The organism is Aeromonas sp. QDB03, assembly GCF_027707985.1.
Classification (GTDB): domain Bacteria; phylum Pseudomonadota; class Gammaproteobacteria; order Enterobacterales; family Aeromonadaceae; genus Aeromonas; species Aeromonas hydrophila.
This window is the reverse complement of sequence record NZ_JAPCJG010000001.1, coordinates 399,419-418,166: the sequence shown is the minus strand read 5'-3', so window position 1 is coordinate 418,166 and position 18,748 is coordinate 399,419. Positions and strand designations below refer to the sequence as shown.

Sequence of the window (18,748 nt, the reverse complement as noted above, 5' to 3'; positions counted from 1 at the left end):
TCAACTCAATTAGTTGAGAGCCAAAAGCATCGACGGCGCCTACCTGGACGATGACGAAGAGGCTGGCACTGCCGCCGATGAGGGCGCCCTGCATGCCGTGGCCTGGGCCAGTTGGTGGGGCATTCGCACCTTCCAGCAGATCGGCGGCACACCGGTCGGGGGTCTGGCGCGAGCTGCCCCGCATCAGCAACGCCAAGAAGCATGCCGATATGGTTGGCCCGCCCAAGCCAGTGCTGCAAGACCCGCGCTTTGAGGCGGCCCGCTTTGCCGCGGATAACGGCATCTTTCGCTGCTACCCGCACGCCATGGGCGGCGCACTGGCCACCCGTGCCGACCCCCCATCAAGCTGGCCCACCTTATCGAGGAGCAGGCCAACAGCCATGGCGAACGCCTGATGGGCATTACCTCCGCTCGCCTGGGCATCAAGACCCGCCTGCAAGGGTGGGAAGTCGTGCCTGCCGGCACCCATGAAGCCAGGAAAGCCGCCGAGGCTGCAGCGAGGGAAGTTGGGGTTAAGACGGGCGACAGCCCGGCACCTTGGAGCTCTGACAATAACTGTACGCGGCCAGATCCTGATGCCTTCGCAGACCAGATCATGAAGGAACAATGGGGGTTATCATCCTTCTCCATTGACCGATTGAGGGCGGGTTCCAACGTCACTGTGGACGGCTTCACCCTCTGGTTGGAGAACGGACAGGTGCAGTCGAGTCGATCGCTCCCAAGAGAACCGGATTGGCAGCCAGAAGGAGTGTGGCCTGCCGAACAGGACCAGCCGGATGAATACGCGGTGCCGGAAGGCGATCCGGACTGGCCGATGCTGGTTGAGCTATGCGGCAAGGTGTACCAGGCACAAGGCCATGCAGGGACACACCAATGGATTGAGATGCTGCCACAGCCCTATCAGTCAGAAATGTGGCGGGTATTGGAGGGGCTGGACACACAGGAGTGGCAACAGGATGACTACAGCGGTGAGTGGGTATGAACAACACACCGAATGCTTGGTGGTGTTTTTCGTCGCCACTCCTTGGTTGTGTTTTTACTCAGCGGCAGAGGTAACGCCAAAAGAAGCCAAACGAATACACCTAGACATATGAGATACACTGGTAATATCATGTTCTAAAAGAGGTTTTTTACTATTAGTTATGAGGGCGTGGTGGGGCTATACAGAAGGCTATATTAACGGATTAATACCTCCGTCCATCTAATTACTGTTCAGCACCACAAGTAGGATTTGCAAATGTCACTAATACAAGAAATCTCACGTGTCCTAGCTGAAAGCCGTGTAGAACGACTGAAAATGATTGTTGCCTTGTTAGCTGGCTTACTCAGCATTGGCGTTTCTTTTTACCAAGCATATGAGAAAGCGCAGTTCAAAAAAGAGAGCCTGACGTTTGAATCTCAAATGGAGACCCTTACCGAAGTTCAAAAAAGTATAAATAACTTATCCACATTTGTTGCAACTCAAAAAGAACAACTAAGACAATCAGAAGAAGCCATTAATTCACTAAAAAAAGAAGAAGAAACCCTTAAACCCATGGTTAACGCTGATCGAGATGTTGTCGACTCAATATTGAGACTACAAGCCGAACGAGCAGCTTCAAGTGCTTGGCAGGAACGACTCATCGGGTTTGGTTTAGGAATTGTAGGTTCACTTATTGCCTCACTAATTTGGTCTGGGTTCAGGCGAGGTAAAAGCGTCTAACCAATGATTCAACAAGCGCAACGTTTTATAACATAGATTGGATATAAACATATAACAGGAGAGCTTTTTGATTGACAGATTTAAAATCTGGGTGAGTTCCAAATCCTGGTTTTGGAAGTTCCTAGCAAGGTTAGGGAAAATTAGTTTTTCCTTCGAGCGCAGCGCGTACAAGATAAGATCCTCCGCCTCAAAAACAAAGGGAAATACTCGCATTTTAGGCTCTTTTATATGGGGTGGCGTGAAAGGCTTGCTTTGGGTTATTTTGTGGTTGGCAATCTTAATGTTGGTTGAACATCTCACCAATAACAACCTATCTTCTCTCCCACTACTTAGCGAAGAAGACAAAAAATTTAATATCGATCAGCTCAGACTGTACGCCCAACTGCTCACTGCAATATTCTCAATCTATTTTGCGACAATTGGCATTATACTGAGCGCTGGTTACACTAGGCTTCGCCGGGATATCATCCAAATGCTCACTAACGAGCAAGTCGGTAGCGTCTACTCTCGAGTTTTGGTTTTTTCAGCTATGTTCTGTTTAGCCGCAACAGCCTTACCTTTGTTTGGTTTAGAACCCGGCCTTTTCGTTTATGTCAGTGGTACTATTTTGACTCTGTTGAGCACATTGGTTTTATTTCCATTGGGCCAGAGATTATTTAATTTCTTTGACCTAAACATTCTAGTTCATAGTGAAATACTTCCCAACATTGTGCGTCATATTGAAGGTGCTTCAAACCATAATAATTCAATTTCTTTAGCTAACCATCATTCAAAGGCTGCAAGACTAGGTCTTGAACAACTCTCATATATTGATGAACGTGTAAAATCTAGCAATGAAGGTTTAGAAGATAACCTTCCTGCGTTGACCGACGACTATACTGCTTTGCTTTTTCATTACCTTCAACGAAAACACTCAATAGACCAGGAAAGCTATTGGTTTCCAAGACGGCGCAAGCATAAGCAATGGTTTTTTGCGGATGACACAGCCACTTCGATGGCACTTAAGATGAGTAGCCAGCAACAGCTAATTGAAGAAAAACCTGATTATCAATGGCTCGAAAACGAGATTATCGACAGATTGGCTGGCCATATTGAACTCGCATTTAAAATCGGAGACCTTGATCTCGCATTAAAACTCATAGCTCGCTTTTCGACTCGAATTCCAGCTTATGCTGCACGGTTTCAATTCGATATTGGCATGCAAGAGATTAAGAGATTCAAGGGCATAATTGAACAGGCTTTCGCCTCATTGAATCCCATGGCTGATGACATTTCAATGAAGGCGCAGATTGGTATTGCTGACATATGGGCTGCACTAGGGAGCAATCTCTGTTTAGAAACACTACGCGGAATAATTACCTTTGAGAAAGAACTGAAAACATTCTTTGAGAAGGACGAGTGGACCGAGCAGTCTCTACGCCGTCTACCCGCCTCTTTGCAAGTAGATCTCGCCCTTATCGTCGAACGTATTGAATTTGAGAAAATGGTCGAAGGGAAACGCCTATCCAAGCCAAAATACGTCCAGCAATTGGCAGTCCAGAGATTGTTGCAGCACTATGCGAACGTTCTACCTGCAGTATGCGACTTTTACCAAAGTTTGCTTCCAGACTTTGTGGACTCACTATCAAAACTCAATATGTCCGAGTCCGCAACACAAGTTGTCCTAGCAAGCTTACATAGTCATTGGAAACTACCAAGATGGTTCGACAATATTACCGAGCTCTTGGAGCGGTATTATGAATATGAGCACTACACCCAAGATCAGTACAAACTACCGGAGATAAACACTGCAGATATGACTCAGCAGCTTTCCTCTGCCCGAGATGTTGCAATTACCAGGCTCGGCAATGGAACCATGGTTAGACATATTTTCGAACAAAAACACAACGATGAACTGCCAGACCATTTTGGGCAGATTTACTTCGAGCTTGCCGAAGCATGTATAAGTGCTCTTGAGCAAAATGATATAAGCAAGCTGGATAAGGTTCTACCGACATTCATGTCCCTTGCGATTCTTGCGGCAGATTCGAGATTTGTGGACCCATCGCTGGATGTAAGCAATGAGTTCAGATTTCATCTCATTTCAACAGTGATCAATGATTTGGCTTCGGTCTTAGGCTTTGCCATTCTTTACGGGGCATACTTCGACAACAAAAAGTTATCTGCGGGTGCAATAGAGAAGTTCGATGCTTGGATTGAGCACGTCAATGACAAGCAGCAGTACTTCAAGAGAATGATACTCCTATCAAACCCGCACAATTTTAGTATGAGCACATCACCGCGAGATCTAATCAGAATTAATTGGAAAATATCGTTTGAACAGCGTGCAAGGCGCGATGGTTTTGAGGTCAAAATGGGAATGATGCGAGGGAAGCTACACCCAAACAAAATTGTGAGGGAATTCTTGATGACGCATTCCGATGCGTCTCACTTGTTTTTCGCAAAACATGTCCTGCCGCAACTCGGCCCAATAGACTTCGAGATAGACTACCGTATCACTAATCTTACTCGCCGGTTGCAAGAGGAAGGTAAAGAGGTTCAGAATGAAAATATTTAGGGCCGAACCTTTACTTTGGTACCATCATGAGGCAGACCTTGGGTTAATTGACAAGCTCTTTATTAAGAGCGTTCAAGAGAGGCCTAATTTCAATCGTCAAATGTTTGACGAAGATTTTACGCGATTCTTTGATTTAATAAATCATCGAAACGGAAATGTCTTCGCAATCGTGTCGAATGATGACAAACTAATGCGAAAGCTACTTGGCAATGATAATACGAGATACGCACCATATACGATTGACGAGTCAATAAATAACGTAGTTAAGGATATTGCTCAGTCGCTAATATGGTCCGGGAAAGCGTACTTCTTCCTTCATGAGGATACAGAGCAAGAAGAAATCCACATACATTCAATCAGCTCATGTGGCGTTATACGCTTCTGTGGTGTAAATATTCAGTGGGTACCCAAAAGATGGGAAAGACACTGGAATCAAGAGGACGAGAAACTTCCAAGAGAAATACGTATCTTGGATGAGACCAAAGTAATGCGTTTCGACATTCCCACACCAATCAAACGCATGTTGTCCACACAGAACAGGACTTTGGCAGTCCTTGACAAAAACCAACTTGGGGATGCTAACTTTTACTCTCAGGCAACATACGAGAACCCGAATCCAACCAGCTATTTCGATTTTCGTGTGTGGAGAGATATGCAAGATCAGGTTTTGTATCGTGCCACTCGAAGAACTGGCTGGAACGGTAGAAAGTATGACTCGAAAAAGCGTTCAGACTTCTTCGATTGTCACCGCCTTATCCGCTTTCGACGAAACCAACTTTTGCTCAGAGACAATATTTTGAACCAGCTCAGCAGTGAGCTCTCGAGGATTGGTAGAGGTTACAATGCCAAATTCTCGATTAAAATATCGGTAACTGATGAATTACCTAATGTTGCACACCTTAACGAATTGGAGGAAAGGCTGGTGCATGAGGAGGTGGGATTCGATGAAATCATCGATTATTGCTACAATCGTTGATTAGCTGCTTCGAAGGCTGCAATGCAGTACGCGAAAGTCTGATGAATGCCAGGTGTGAGCAAGAAATAGTCGTAGATGATTACGTTTATTGATTGCATGGCATACATAACAATGCAAAATTACTCAGGCGCTAAATGCGTTTCTCGTTTCTCACTTTGCATTTTACGTTTTTGATTTTCCGATATTAGGTCGCGACGAAACAACATGAAAAATTTTATTACGATATAGAGTGTAACGAACAAGGGGGCTACTGCGCCCCCAATCCTTTCAATACTAACTGCCGCCCCTCTGGCGTGAGCGACCCCATCAAGCTGAGTACCAGCTGATTGGTGGTCTTGGCCGAAGGGCTTAGGGTGTGGGCGAACGACAAGGTGGCCACCCAGCTGTGGCCACACTCGGCATCGGTGCACTGGCAGCAGAGATCCGAGACATCATCGCTCAGTCGGTTGGCCTTGGTAATGCGGCCTCGCTGGCCACACACTTTGCAATAAACCCGCATTGCCCCCTTTACTACTCAAATCAACAGCCTGTCTTGCCACAGAAAACTCTGAGGCCTAGGATCCGACCTATTACACTGCCGTCATCTAGACCGATCACAATCGCGGGTCCAACTACGGCCCCCCTGCAAGCGCTCAAAACCGCTGAGGTCGATGACCAGCACAAGCGGTTCACCATCCTCTGCCCAAATCGGGATCTCATCTACTTACAACCAGAACGGCCAGTATCCGTTCTGCTCCATCGAGCCGATCGAGCAATTCGCCTACCTGGGGCACACCTACCTGCTGGGCCTCGGCATCACCGATGAGCCCAACCCGCGGATAAGGAAAGGAAACCAGAACCGTTTGATCAGATGCTGGGGGCCCTCAATAGCCTTGGCACCAGATCGATACCATTTCTTGTTTATCCCTGCCTGTCAGAGCGCATTGCGGCGCGGCCCGAACGGCAGGCGCCAGCGAAACAGGCTGTTGAGGGTGGCGCGCCACTGATTCGGCCGACCCAGGATCTGCTTTTGCAGCCGGGTCTCTTCTTTGAGCATCGCCTCGTCGCTGCGGGCCCAGGCCTGGTTGTAGAGTTGCTTGATCCCCGCCAGCGCGTCCGGTGACTTGGTGATGAGGGTTCTCGCGAACTCCCGCGCCTGGGCCAGCGGGTCGTCGCAGACCCGGCTCACCAGCCCGAGGGACTTGGCCTCCGGCGCCGGCAGCTCGCGTCCGCTCATGGCCAGCTCCATGGCGGTATCCACCCCCATCAGGTTGCGCATGGTGACGCTGCCGCTCATGTCGGGGATGATGCCCCACTTGATCTCCATCACCGAGAAGCGGCAATCAGGGGTGCTGAAGCGAAAGTCGGCGCCGAGCGCAATCTGCAACCCACCGCCAAAGCAGACCCCCTGGGTCACGGCGATCACCGGCACCGGCAACTGATGCCAGCCATAAGCCACCCGCTGGGCCAGGTTGGTGGCTTCATCCGCCTCGCGTTTTAAAATCTCGAGCGCCGCCACCGGCTGCTTCAGCATGGATTTCACATCCAGCCCGGCACAAAAAGCCCGCCCCTCCCCGTGCAGGATCACCGCCCGCAGCCCCTTGTGCTGGCGCAGCTGGTCGAGTACCTCGTCGATGGCGCTGAACATGGCCCTGTCCAACGCATTGAGCTTGTCGCCCCGTGCCAGCATCACCTCGGCGATGCCGTCCCGGACCTCGCATTTGACCCTTGGTTTTTCCATTTTCCCCTGTCCTCTCCTGAGCTCACACTGGTCATACCACCACGTTATCAGAGTGTTATCGCCAGGTACAGCGAGGAGCCCGGTTTCCCACTGCCACGGCGCGTGCGACTAAAGTCGGCTGGCTGGTCAGGCGCCGCTTTGTCAGACTGGCTTGACGCCACCGGCCAAGGATTGCCATGACCAGCCTGTTCAACTTTGCCCGCCCGCCGTTTGACTGCTTGAGCGCAGAGGAGCGCCAACGGCTCGAGCAGCACCTCTCCATCTGCTACTTTCGCGCCGGCCAGCCAGTGCTCAAGGCAGGTGATGCGCCCCCCGGCCTCTATCTCGTCCTCAAGGGGGCGGTGGAGGAGTCGAGCCCCCATCACCAGTTTGGCGACTATGGCGAGGGGGATCTGTTCGATGTGCGCGCCCAGTTCGACGGCCACTGCCGCCACCAGTTCAGTGCGCTGGAAGATCTGCTCTGCCAGCTGATCCCCAGAGCCACCTTCATCGAGCTGTGCGAGGGCAATCCCGCCTTCGCCCGCTACTTCACCGCCAGCCTGGCACAGCGGCAACAACAGCAGGAGCAGCGCGCCCAGCTGGGACAGAAGAATCTGGCGGAGTTCATCCTGACCCGCATCGAGCCCGGTCATCTGCAGCCGCCGCTCATCGTCGACAGCCGCCTGTCGCTCTTGGCTGCCACCGAGGCCATGGTGGCCAAGGGCACCGACTGCCTGCTCTACCCGGCCACGGATGGCAGCCTGAGTCTGGCGACCCGCAAAACCCTGCTGCACGCCCTGACGCTCAAGGGACTGCCACTGACGACGCCGCTGGCGGTACTGGATCCGACCCCGCTCATCGGCCTGCCACTGGACAGCTATCTGTTCGACGCCCTGCTGCTGATGACCCGTCATCGCATCAAGCGGCTGGTGGTCTGGCAGGGGCAGGAGGTGGCGGGGATCCTGCACCTGACCCAGGTGCTCGGTCTCTTCTCCACCCACTCCCATGTGCTGACCCTGCGCATCGCCCGCGCCGACACCCTGCCGGCGCTGGAAGCGGTCGCCCGGGAGCAGCAACAGCTGACCCGCTCCCTGTTCGGCCAGGGGATCCACACCGCCTTTTTGATGAAGCTCATCGCCACCATCAACGAGCAGCTGATCGCCAAGGCCTTTGCCCTGGTGATCCCGCCTGCGGTGCAGGAGCGGGTCTGCCTGCTGATGCTGGGCTCGGAGGGGCGCGGCGAGCAGATCCTCAAAACCGATCAGGACAATGCCCTGATCCTGCCCGCCGACCTGCACTGGCCGACCCGGCAGGCCGATTTGGCCGCCTTCAGCGATCTGCTGGCCCGGCTCGGCTACCCACCCTGCCCCGGCCGGGTGATGGTCAACAATCCGGCCTGGGTGAAGCCGCTGGCGCTCTGGCTGCAGGAGATCGAGCGGGCCTGCGTCGAGGCCAGTGAAGCAGACCTGCTCTGGCTCGCTACCCTGGCCGACGCCCACCCCATCGCCGGGGATCGCGGTCTGCTCCCCCCTCTTGCCCGCAAGTTGCGCGATCAGCTGGCCGAGCGGGGAGATCTGCTGGCGGAGATGGTGCGACCGGCGGTGGCCTTCCATGCGCCGCTCACCTTGTTTGGCCGCCTGGAGCGGGCGCCAGAGGGACTGGATCTGAAACGTGGCGGCCTCTTCCCGCTGGTACACGGCATTCGCATGCTGGCGTTGGAAGCCGCCATTCTGGAGACCTCTACCCTGGCACGGATCGAGGCGCTGGTGGCGGCCGGGCGGCTCAGTACCGGTTTTGGCGACAATCTGGCGGAGGCGTTCCGGTTGTTCGTCCGCTTGCGGCTGCGCAGCCAACTCAAGGAGGGGGAGAGCCGGGTGCAGGTCAATGACCTTAGCCACGGTGAGCGGGATCTGCTGCGCCAGGCGCTGCATCAGGTGAAGAAGTTCCAGCAGTGGCTCACCTTGCACTTTCGTCTGAGGCAGTAGCCATGTTGAGCCGCCTGCGCCGTCATTGGCATGGCCGCCGCGTTCAAGACCCGGCGTTTGCCCCGCTCTATGCCGACCCACCCGCCGACGAGTGGGTGGCCCTCGACTTCGAGACCACCAGCCTGGATCCCGCCCAGGCCGAGATCGTCGCCATCGGCGCGGTGCGCATCCAGGGCAACCGGGTGCTGACCGGCGAGGCGCTGTCCATCCGGGTGCAAGCGCCGGCCAGCCTGAGCGAACATTCGGTGGTGATCCACGGCCTGCGCCATCAGGATCTGCAACAGGGCATGACGCTGGAGGCCGCGCTGCGCCTGCTTCTGGCCTTTATCGGCCCGCGCGAACTGGTGGGGTATCACATCGCCTACGACCTGCGGATCCTCAACCTCGCCTGCCAGCGATGTTGGGGGCTGACCCTGGCACAGCGAGGGATAGAGGTGAGCCGGCTATACCACGATCACCTCTATCGCCGCTACCCCGATGCCGCCATCGACCTGCATCTGGCCGCCATCAGCAGCCACCTGGGCCTGCCGGCCCTGCCCGCCCACGACGCCCTAAGTGACGCCATCACCGCCGCCCTCATCTTCTTGCGCCTCACCCGGGGCGGGCTACTGGCTTATCCCAAAGTCTAATTGTCCACAAATAACATTTGATTCACATTTTGCTTACATGAGCAGCCCTGCTGCTCGGTAGGGACCTCCCTTCATTCACCGCCGACACTCAATGTCATGGAGCACTGCAATGGAACAGCAACCGTATCTTCGGATCCAGCAAGATCCCACCTTCCAGGAGCTGGTCGCCAAGCGCCAGCGCTTTGCCTGGTCCCTCTCCATCCTGATGCTGGGGCTCTATCTGGCCTTCATCATGCTCATCGCCTTCGCCCCCGGCTGGCTGGGCACCCCTTTGAGCGAAGGCTCCACCATTACCCGCGGCATCCCGGTCGGCGTGGGGTTGATCCTTTCCTCCTTCGTGTTGACCGGCATCTATGTGTTTCGGGCCAACGGCGAGTTTGACGAACTGAACCAGAAGATCCTCAAGGGAGCCCAATCATGAAAGGCAAGTCTCTGCTGTTGCTGGCCACGCTGGCCTCCTCCCCCCTGCTGGCAGCCGATGCGCTGACCGGCGAGGTGCATCGCCAACCGCTCAATATCTCGGCCATCGTGATGTTCGTGATCTTCGTGGCGGCCACCCTGTTCATCACCTACTGGGCCTCCAAGCGCAACCGCTCGGCCTCCGACTACTACGCCGCCGGCGGGCGCATCACCGGCTTCCAGAATGGCCTAGCCATCGCCGGTGACTACATGTCCGCCGCCTCTTTCCTCGGCATCTCCGCGCTGGTCTACACCTCCGGCTACGATGGCCTGATTTACTCCATCGGCTTTCTGGTGGGCTGGCCCATCATCCTGTTCCTGATCGCGGAGCGGCTGCGCAACCTCGGCAAGTACACCTTTGCCGACGTGGCCTCCTACCGCCTCAAGCAGACCGAGGTGCGCACCCTCTCCGCCAGCGGCTCGCTGGTGGTGGTCGCCCTCTACCTGATCGCCCAGATGGTGGGCGCCGGCAAGCTGATCGAGCTGCTGTTCGGCCTGCAATACCATGTGGCCGTGGTGCTGGTCGGCATTCTGATGGTGCTCTACGTGCTGTTCGGCGGCATGCTGGCCACCACCTGGGTGCAGATCATCAAGGCGGTGATGCTGCTCTCCGGTGCCAGCTTCATGGCCATCATGGTGATGAAGTCGGTCAACTTCGACATCGGCACCCTGTTCAGTGAAGCAGTCAAGGTGCATGAGAAGGGCATCGCCATCATGAGCCCGGGCGGCCTGGTCGCCGATCCCATCTCCGCCATCTCGCTGGGTCTGGCCCTGATGTTCGGTACCGCCGGCCTGCCCCACATCCTGATGCGCTTCTTCACCGTGAGTGACGCCAAGGAAGCGCGCAAAAGCGTGTTCTATGCCACCGGCTTTATCGGCTACTTCTACATCCTGACCTTCATCATCGGCTTTGGCGCCATCCTGCTGGTCAGCACCAACCCGGACTTCAAGGACGCCACCGGTGCCCTGCTGGGCGGCACCAACATGGCCGCCATCCACCTGGCCGATGCAGTGGGCGGCAGCCTGTTCCTCGGCTTCATCTCCGCCGTGGCGTTTGCCACTATACTGGCGGTGGTGGCCGGGCTGACCCTGGCCGGTGCCTCTGCGGTCTCCCACGATCTCTATGCCAGCGTCATCAAGAAGGGCAAGGCCAACGAAGCCGACGAGTTGCGCGTCTCCAAGTACACCACTGTGGTGCTGGGGGTGGTGGCCATCGGGCTGGGCATCCTGTTCGAGAAGCAGAACATCGCTTTCATGGTGGGGCTGGCCTTCTCCATCGCCGCCAGCTGCAACTTCCCGGTACTGTTCCTCTCCATGTTCTGGTCTCGCCTGACCACTCGCGGCGCCGTCTACGGCGGCTGGCTGGGGCTGGTGAGCGCGGTCAGCCTGATGATCCTGGGCCCGACCGTGTGGGTGAAGGTGCTGGGCCATGCTCAGGCCATCTTCCCCTACGAGTACCCCGCCCTCTTCTCCATGGCGGTGGCCTTCGTCGGGATCTGGCTGTTCTCGGTCACCGACAAGTCGCAAAATGCGCTCGACGAGCACGCCAAATTCTTCCCGCAGTTCGTCCGCTCCCAGACCGGACTGGGGGCAGCCAGCGCCAGCTCCCACTGAACCTTCGATTGACGGTTGCAAGCCGGCCCCAGGGCCGGCTTTTTTTATACCGACAGGCAGTAGTCAGCGCCCGTTGCAATCGGATCGACGCGGCCATCGCCGCCGGGGGCGCGAGCGCACAGCACCACCCTCTCTATCCCCTCTGCAATAGGCCCGGATCACAGTTCTTGCTAAAACTTTCGGGGGATCTGTGCCATAATACGCGCCATTTGACAGATCAACCGGGACATTCCAGTGCTTTCGAGTAACAACATCACCATGCAGTTCGGCGCCAAGCCGCTGTTTGAGAACATCAGCGTCAAGTTTGGCGGCGGCAACCGCTACGGCCTTATCGGTGCCAACGGCTGTGGCAAGTCCACCTTTATGAAGATCCTCGGCGGCGATCTGGAGCCCACTGGCGGTAATGTGAGCCTGGACGTCAACGAACGCATCGGTAAGCTGCGTCAGGATCAGTTCGCCTACGAAGAGATGCGCGTACTGGACGTGGTCATGATGGGTCACACCGAGCTGTGGGCCGCCATCGCCGAGCGCGATGCCATCTACGCCAACCTGGAAGCGACCGACGATGACTACATGAAGGCCGCCGAGCTGGAAGGTCTGGTCGCCGAGTATGACGGCTATACCGCCGAATCCCGCGCAGGCGAGCTGCTGCTGGGTGCCGGCATTCCCATCGAGCAGCACAACGGCCCGATGAGCGAAGTAGCACCGGGCTGGAAACTGCGGGTGCTGCTGGCACAGGCGCTGTTCTCCAACCCCGACATTCTGTTGCTGGACGAACCGACCAACAACCTGGACATCAACACCATTCGCTGGCTGGAACAGGTGCTCAACGATCGTGAAAGCACCATGATCATCATCTCTCACGACCGTCACTTCCTGAACTCCGTCTGCACCCACATGGCGGATCTGGACTACGGCGAGCTGCGCGTCTACCCAGGCAACTACGACGAGTACATGACGGCCGCCACCCAGGCCCGTGAGCGCCTGCTGGCCGACAACGCCAAGAAGAAGGCCCAGATCGCCGATCTGCAATCCTTCGTGTCGCGTTTCAGCGCCAACGCCTCCAAGTCCAGCCAGGCCACCTCCCGCCTCAAGCAGATCGACAAGATCAAGATTGAGGAAGTGAAGGTCTCCAGCCGGCAGAACCCCTTCATCCGCTTCGAGCAGGAGAAGAAGCTCTACCGCAACATCCTGGAGATCGAAGGCGTCTCCAAAGGCTATGGCGAGGCCCCGCTGTTCAAGGGCCTCAACATGATGCTGGAAGTGGGTGAGAAGGTCGCCATTCTGGGTACCAACGGTATCGGTAAATCCACCCTGATCAAAACCCTGGTAGGCGCGCTGGCACCGGACACCGGCACCATCAAGTGGTCCGAAAACGCCCAGATCGGTTACTACGCCCAGGATCACGCCGAGGACTTCGACACTGATCTCAACGTGTTCGACTGGATGGCCCAGTGGAAACAGGAGAACGAAGACGAGCAGGCGGTACGCTCCGTACTGGGCCGTCTGCTGTTCTCCCAGGACGACATCAAGAAGCCGGTCAAGGTGCTGTCAGGTGGTGAGCAGGGCCGCATGCTGTTTGGCAAGCTGATGATGCAGCGCCCCAACATCCTGATCATGGATGAGCCGACCAACCACCTGGACATGGAATCCATCGAATCCTTGAACCTGGCGCTGGAGATGTACAAGGGCACCCTGATCTTCGTCTCCCACGACCGTGAGTTCGTCTCCTCCCTGGCGACCCGCATCCTGGAGCTGACTGAAGATGGCATCCGCGACTTCGGCGGCACCTACGAGGATTACCTGCGCACCCAGGGCGTGGTATAACCCCCTCCTGCTCGCATATCCCGTCAATGAAAACCGGCACCTCAGTGCCGGTTTTTTTATGCCTGTGATTCTGCTGGACGATGCGGAACATCCCGTGCGCCATATGCCCTTCCCCCTGCCAGGACTGGATTGTCATCCCTCCAGCAAGGAGACCGAACGGCGCCTCGCAGATAAAGAAACGGCCCCATCAAGGGGCCGTTTTCACATGGATTGGGATCGGTTCGACTTATTCGACCGTGGCTTCCACATCGGTGAAGTACTCGATCTTGGCAGACTTGCGCAGCTCGTCGATGAGAGACTTGTAGCTTACCTGAGCCTTGCCCTGACCCAGCTGGCCTTGCAGCAGCTTGGCCATGCCGGACGGCTCCTTGGCGACAGTCACCTTGTCCAGGGCCACCACCACGCGGTCGCCATTGGCTTCGGTCACCAGCTCGACGCTCGGCTTGCCGTCAATCGGATGAGGCATGCGGAAGGCCTGCGCCACCAGGTTCTGATCCAGATCCTGAGCGAAGCGGGCTACCCCGTCATGATTCTCCACCTTCAGACCCAGCGCGGTCAGCTCGGCCTGGATATTCTCGCCAGCCTTGAGCTTGTCCAGCAGACCCTGCGCCTTGCCACGGGCCACTTCACTGGCCTTGTCGTGCTTGATGGCTGCAATCACCTGGTCTTTCACCTCCGCCAGCGGTTTGGCCGCTTTCGGCTGGTGACCGGTGATGTGCATGACCAGCGCCTTGCCATCCGCCAGCTCGATCACGTCGGAGTTGGTGTTGTCATCGCGCAGCTGCTCGGAGAAGGCGGCGGAGAGTGCCTTGGGATCGTTCAGCGGTGCCGGTGCATCAGCCTGGCTGAAGTAACCGGTGGACTGCACCTTGAGACCCATGGTGTCGGCGGTCAAGTCCAGCGAATCCGGGTTCTCGAAGCTGCTGTCGGCCATCTTCTGCTGCTCGGCAAAGAACAGCTCCTTGGCCTTGTCCGCCTGCAGACGGCTGATGGTCTCTGCTTTCACATCGGCAAACGGCTTGGTCTGGGCCGGTTCAACCCCCAGCAGCTTGATGACGTGGAAACCGAACGGGCTCTTCACCACGGTGGAGAGATCGCCGGCCTTGGTCAGTGCAAACGCGGCCTTCTCGAACGCCGGATCCATCACCCCTTTCTCGAACCAGTCCAGCTCGCCGCCTTTTTTGGCGGAGAAGGTATCGGAGGAGTCGGCCTTGGCCAGCGCGGCGAAATTGTCACCGGCCTTGGCTTTGGCCAGCACGGCCTCGGCCTTCTGCTCGGCGGCTTTCTCGTCCTTGCCGAACGGGATCAGGATATGAGCCACATGACGACGCTCGGCACGCTGGAACAGATCCTGGTGCTGATCGTAGTAATCCTGGGCATCCTGCTCGCTCACCTTGACGTCTTTGCCAAGGGTGGCGGCGTCCAGCAGCAGGTAGTCAACCTTGACCTGCTCATCATTCATGAAGTGGCTGCTGTTGGCCTTGTAGTACTGCTCCACCTCTTCATCGGAGACTTTCACGTCCCCCAGATAGGCAGATGCGGCCAGACGCACCAGACGCAGATCGCGAGTCTGGTTGTAGAGCTTGTCCAGTTGCTCGGCTTCGCCCTTGAGTGCAAATTCGGTGCCCAGCAGGGCGCCCATCAGTTGCTGGCGAACCATGTCCTGGCGCAGGGAGTCACGAAACATCTCCGGGGTCATGCCAGCGCGGCGGATCAGCTGCAGATAGCGATCGTTGTTGAACTTGCCATCTTCGGCAAACTCGGGCATGGCGACGATGGCCTGCTTGATCTGCTCATCGCTGACGCGCAGACCCAGTTCACGAGCCTTGCTGTCGAACAGAGCCTGATCGATCAGACGGTCCAGCACGCCACGGCGGAACTGCTTCATGTAGTCAGGATTGGCGGCCAACTGGCTGAAAGACTCCCCCATTTGGGATTCCATGCGGGCCCGCTCGTTGCGATAGGCATTTTCCAGCGCAGCGGAGCTGATGTCATTGCCGTTGACGGTGGCGGGGGCGGTACGAGCCGGGCCGTTGAGGTAGCTACCTACACCGGCCAAGGCAAAGGAGAGGATGATCAGGCCCAAGATAACCTTGGCTACCTTGCCCTGCGCCCCTTCGCGTAGTTTATCCAACATCATGTTTGTACTTATGCTCCCGAACTCGATGGGCGTAAATAATGAAAAGGCGCACCGATTGCGATGCGCCTTGGTCAATCAGTATGAGGGAGAGCCCTCTCACTTGTCTGGTCTGTGACCAAGGACGGTGGCCGATGTGATATCAGCGCCCGGCTTAGTTGACAGCGTCTTTCAGGGCCTTACCGGCTTTGAAGGCAGGAACTTTACCAGCGGCGATTTCGATGGTCGCGCCAGTTTGCGGGTTACGGCCAGAACGGGCAGCACGCTCGCGCACGGCGAAAGTACCGAAACCTACCAGAGCAACCTGGTCACCCTCTTTCAGGGCTTCACCTACGGCGTCAATGAAAGCATCCAGCGCACGGCCAGCAGCGGCTTTGGAGATATCAGCACCGTCTGCAATCTTGTCAATCAGTTGAGATTTATTCACTCTTATATTCCCCTTTTATCGAACATCGCTGCGGCGCCGATTTCCCTGGCCACAACAAGTGGAGGTTTTATAGCAAGCCTCCTGATCAGTTGCAAGTGACAATCTAGCGCAAACCCGCGCCACATCACGCATTGCGACTCATCATGAGTACCCGATCGGTGGTCAAGGCTACTTCCGTTATCCGGCGCATGCAAGCCTTAACCACCCCCCGAATGCGCCAAATTTGCGGCGCATCAACATTTACACGACAGAAACGCGCTCAAACCCTTGTGGATTGTCCTGCAACGCCAGTTCCAGCACCTCGTCAATCCAGCGAACCGGATAGATTTCAAGGTCTTGTTTGACGTTGTCCGGGATCTCCTCGAGGTCACGCTCGTTCTCTTTCGGGATCAGCACCCGCTTGATGCCACCGCGATGGGCGGCCAGCAGCTTCTCTTTGAGACCGCCAATCGGCAGCACTTCGCCGCGCAGGGTGATCTCCCCCGTCATGGCCACATCAGCACGAACCGGATTACCGGTCAAGCTGGAGACCAGGGCGGTACACATGGCGATACCGGCGCTCGGACCGTCTTTCGGGGTCGCCCCTTCCGGTACGTGCACGTGGATATCGCGCTTCTCGTAGAAGTCGGCATTGATGCGCAGCTTCTCGGCACGGGCCCGAACCACCGTCATGGCGGCCTGGATGGACTCCTGCATCACGTCACCCAGGGAACCTGTGTAGGTGAGCTTGCCCTTGCCCGGCATGTTGGTGGTCTCGATGGTGAGCAGATCGCCCCCCACTTCGGTCCACGCCAGACCACACACTTGACCCACCTGGTTCTGGTCGGTGGCCTTGCCGTAGTCAAAGCGCTGCACCCCGAGGAACTCCTTGAGGTTGGCCTGATTGACTTGAACATGCTTGATGCTCTTGTCCAGCAGGATGCGCTTGACCGCTTTGCGACAAATCTTGGAGATCTCGCGCTCCAGGCTACGCACCCCCGCCTCGCGGGTGTAGTAGCGGATCACCCCGACCAGAGCGGAATCCTCGATGGTGATCTCGGACTCTTTCAGGCCGTTGCGCTGGATCTGCTTGGAGACCAGATGCTGCTTGGCGATGTTGAGCTTCTCATCTTCGGTATACCCGGAGAGGCGGATCACTTCCATCCGGTCCAGCAGCGGACCCGGGATGTTCATGGAGTTGGAGGTGGCCACGAACATCACGTCCGACAGGTCATAATCCACTTCCAGATAGTGATCGTTGAAGCTGTTGTTCTGCTCGGGATCCAGCACTTCCAGCAGGGCTGAGGCGGGATCGCCACGCATGTCCGAGCTCATCTTGTCGATTTCATCGAGCAGGAACAGCGGGTTCTTCACCCCGACTTTCGCCATCTTCTGGATGAGCTTGCCGGGCATGGAGCCGATGTAGGTACGGCGGTGACCGCGGATCTCCGCCTCGTCACGCACCCCGCCCAGCGCCATGCGCACGTATTTGCGACCGGTCGCCTTGGCGATGGACTGACCGAGCGAGGTCTTGCCCACGCCGGGAGGCCCTACCAGACAGAGGATGGGGCCCTTGAGCTTGTTGACGCGCGCCTGCACCGCCAGATACTCGAGAATGCGATCCTTGACCTTCTCCAGGCCATAGTGATCGGCATCCAGCACCTCTTGCGCCTTGCCCAGGTCTTTCTTGACCTTGGAGCGCGCCTTCCACGGCACCTGTACCATCCAGTCGACGTAGCTGCGCACCACGGTGGCCTCGGCCGACATGGGCGACATCATCTTCAACTTGGCCAGCTCGGCCTGCGCCTTCTCACGGGCATCTTCCGGCATGCCGGCCTCTTCAATCTTGCGATTGAGGGCTTCGAATTCATCCGGACTGTCTTCCAGCTCACCCAGCTCTTTCTGGATGGCCTTCATCTGCTCGTTGAGGTAGTACTCGCGCTGGCTCTTCTCCATCTGCTTCTTGACCCGGGAGCGGATGCGTTTCTCGACCTGCAGCAGGTCAATCTCCGACTCCATCATGGCCATCAGAAACTCGATGCGCTCGGACACGGAGGCGATTTCCAGCACCTTCTGCTTGTCTTCGAGCTTGAGCGGCATGTGGGCAGCCATGGTATCGGCCAGGCGCGCCGCATCGTCGATCGCCGATATCGAGGTGAGCACCTCGGGCGGGATCTTCTTGTTGAGCTTGATATAGCCTTCGAACTGACCGATGGCGGAGCGCACCAGCACATCCTGGTCCTTCTCCTCAATCGCCTTGGAGGCGATGTACTGCGCCTCGCCAACGAAGAAGTCCCGGTCGTCGATCATCCGCTCAAGACGGGCACGCTGGCCCCCTTCCACCAGCACCTTGACGGTGCCATCGGGCAGCTTGAGCATCTGTAGAATATTGGCCACTGTCCCGACGGAGAAGATCTCCTCCACCGTCGGCTCATCGGTTGACGCATCCTTCTGGGCCACCAGCAGAACTTTCTTGTCCTGCTCCATGGCCGCTTCCAGACAGCGAATGGATTTTTCCCGCCCCACAAAGAGTGGAATGACCATGTGGGGGTAAACCACCACGTCACGAAGAGGCAGGACGGGAATCTCGATGCGTTCTGAACGCTCTAGGTTCATATATGTCCTCTCGGCTTGTTATACCGTTGGCAAAGCGCTTGGCTGAGTATATGGGGGCGCTTAGATGAGATTCAATCGCCGAAACCGCAAAAAGCATGAAAGGGGCAAAAAGCCCCTTTCATTTGATTAAAAATCAGACAT

13 protein-coding genes and 1 pseudogene are annotated in these 18,748 nt (G+C 56.6%); 9 read left to right on the top strand and 5 right to left on the bottom strand.

The features are described 5' to 3' along the window. Positions 1–19: 19 nt before the first annotated feature. The 4 genes and pseudogenes from PG900_RS01845 to PG900_RS01830 all read left to right on the top strand — a co-directional run. Positions 20–982 (top strand): annotated as a pseudogene (locus PG900_RS01845) (replication endonuclease); the annotation flags it as partial. Positions 983–1,237: 255 nt separating this feature from the next. Next, the gene (locus PG900_RS01840; RefSeq protein WP_270830786.1) at positions 1,238–1,702 is read left to right on the top strand and encodes a hypothetical protein; all 465 of its coding nucleotides are present in this window, start codon (positions 1,238–1,240) and stop codon (positions 1,700–1,702) included. Between the two features lie 67 nt (positions 1,703–1,769). Beyond that, the gene (locus PG900_RS01835; RefSeq protein WP_270830785.1) at positions 1,770–4,259 is read left to right on the top strand and encodes a hypothetical protein; all 2,490 of its coding nucleotides are present in this window, start codon (positions 1,770–1,772) and stop codon (positions 4,257–4,259) included. After that, the gene (locus PG900_RS01830; protein WP_011705929.1) at positions 4,246–5,235 is read left to right on the top strand and encodes a hypothetical protein; all 990 of its coding nucleotides are present in this window, start codon (positions 4,246–4,248) and stop codon (positions 5,233–5,235) included. The genes PG900_RS01835 and PG900_RS01830 overlap by 14 nt, the downstream gene beginning before the upstream one ends. Before the next feature lie 247 nt (positions 5,236–5,482). Here PG900_RS01830 and PG900_RS01825 read toward each other — a convergent pair whose 3' ends face one another. Both PG900_RS01825 and PG900_RS01820 read right to left on the bottom strand, forming a co-directional pair. Then, complete coding sequence (locus tag PG900_RS01825; protein WP_270830784.1) at positions 5,483–5,734, bottom strand: ogr/Delta-like zinc finger family protein; 252 nt, start codon at positions 5,732–5,734, stop codon at positions 5,483–5,485. Positions 5,735–6,148: 414 nt separating this feature from the next. Then, the gene (locus PG900_RS01820; protein ID WP_270830783.1) at positions 6,149–6,955 is read right to left on the bottom strand and encodes a crotonase/enoyl-CoA hydratase family protein; all 807 of its coding nucleotides are present in this window, start codon (positions 6,953–6,955) and stop codon (positions 6,149–6,151) included. A gap of 176 nt (positions 6,956–7,131) precedes the next feature. On the opposite strand from PG900_RS01820, the gene PG900_RS01815 reads away from it, so the two are divergent. The 5 genes from PG900_RS01815 to PG900_RS01795 all read left to right on the top strand — a co-directional run bounded on the left by PG900_RS01815 (position 7,132) and on the right by PG900_RS01795 (position 13,448). Beyond that, positions 7,132–8,919, top strand: a complete 1,788-nt coding sequence (locus PG900_RS01815) for a putative nucleotidyltransferase substrate binding domain-containing protein (protein ID WP_270800790.1) — start codon at positions 7,132–7,134, stop codon at positions 8,917–8,919. A 2-nt stretch (positions 8,920–8,921) separates the two neighbouring features. Next, entirely contained in the window at positions 8,922–9,548 is a 627-nt protein-coding gene (locus PG900_RS01810; protein WP_270800788.1) for a 3'-5' exonuclease, read from the top strand. A gap of 109 nt (positions 9,549–9,657) precedes the next feature. Then, positions 9,658–9,969 (top strand): DUF485 domain-containing protein, encoded by a 312-nt coding sequence (locus PG900_RS01805; RefSeq protein ID WP_270800786.1) that lies wholly within the window; start codon positions 9,658–9,660, stop codon positions 9,967–9,969. After that, positions 9,966–11,621: a cation acetate symporter gene (locus tag PG900_RS01800; RefSeq protein WP_017408234.1), complete on the top strand. Its 1,656-nt coding sequence runs from the start codon at positions 9,966–9,968 to the stop codon at positions 11,619–11,621. The genes PG900_RS01805 and PG900_RS01800 overlap by 4 nt, the downstream gene beginning before the upstream one ends. 234 nt (positions 11,622–11,855) lie before the next feature. Beyond that, complete coding sequence (locus PG900_RS01795; protein ID WP_011705884.1) at positions 11,856–13,448, top strand: ABC-F family ATPase; 1,593 nt, start codon at positions 11,856–11,858, stop codon at positions 13,446–13,448. A gap of 226 nt (positions 13,449–13,674) precedes the next feature. On the opposite strand, the gene ppiD is transcribed toward PG900_RS01795, so the two are convergent. The 3 genes from ppiD to lon form a co-directional block, all read right to left on the bottom strand. Further along, entirely contained in the window at positions 13,675–15,588 is a 1,914-nt protein-coding gene (ppiD, locus tag PG900_RS01790; protein ID WP_270800784.1) for a peptidylprolyl isomerase, read from the bottom strand. Positions 15,589–15,739: 151 nt separating this feature from the next. Beyond that, the gene (gene hupB, locus PG900_RS01785) at positions 15,740–16,012 is read right to left on the bottom strand and encodes a nucleoid-associated protein HU-beta (RefSeq protein ID WP_005315375.1); all 273 of its coding nucleotides are present in this window, start codon (positions 16,010–16,012) and stop codon (positions 15,740–15,742) included. Positions 16,013–16,252: 240 nt separating this feature from the next. After that, the gene (gene lon, locus PG900_RS01780) at positions 16,253–18,607 is read right to left on the bottom strand and encodes an endopeptidase La (protein WP_011705882.1); all 2,355 of its coding nucleotides are present in this window, start codon (positions 18,605–18,607) and stop codon (positions 16,253–16,255) included. Positions 18,608–18,748: the final 141 nt, after the last annotated feature.

What these genes read in the sequence shown, in the direction of transcription:
- PG900_RS01840 (WP_270830786.1), top strand. Translation starts at nt 1,238, where the DNA reads ATGTCACTAATACAAGAAATCTCACGTGTCCTAGCTGAAAGCCGTGTA.
- PG900_RS01830 (WP_011705929.1), top strand. Translation starts at nt 4,246, where the DNA reads ATGAAAATATTTAGGGCCGAACCTTTACTTTGGTACCATCATGAGGCA.
- PG900_RS01825 (WP_270830784.1), bottom strand. Translation starts at nt 5,734, where the DNA reads ATGCGGGTTTATTGCAAAGTGTGTGGCCAGCGAGGCCGCATTACCAAG.
- PG900_RS01820 (WP_270830783.1), bottom strand. Translation starts at nt 6,955, where the DNA reads ATGGAAAAACCAAGGGTCAAATGCGAGGTCCGGGACGGCATCGCCGAG.
- PG900_RS01815 (WP_270800790.1), top strand. Translation starts at nt 7,132, where the DNA reads ATGACCAGCCTGTTCAACTTTGCCCGCCCGCCGTTTGACTGCTTGAGC.
- PG900_RS01810 (WP_270800788.1), top strand. Translation starts at nt 8,922, where the DNA reads ATGTTGAGCCGCCTGCGCCGTCATTGGCATGGCCGCCGCGTTCAAGAC.
- PG900_RS01805 (WP_270800786.1), top strand. Translation starts at nt 9,658, where the DNA reads ATGGAACAGCAACCGTATCTTCGGATCCAGCAAGATCCCACCTTCCAG.
- PG900_RS01800 (WP_017408234.1), top strand. Translation starts at nt 9,966, where the DNA reads ATGAAAGGCAAGTCTCTGCTGTTGCTGGCCACGCTGGCCTCCTCCCCC.
- ppiD (WP_270800784.1), bottom strand. Translation starts at nt 15,588, where the DNA reads ATGATGTTGGATAAACTACGCGAAGGGGCGCAGGGCAAGGTAGCCAAG.
- lon (WP_011705882.1), bottom strand. Translation starts at nt 18,607, where the DNA reads ATGAACCTAGAGCGTTCAGAACGCATCGAGATTCCCGTCCTGCCTCTT.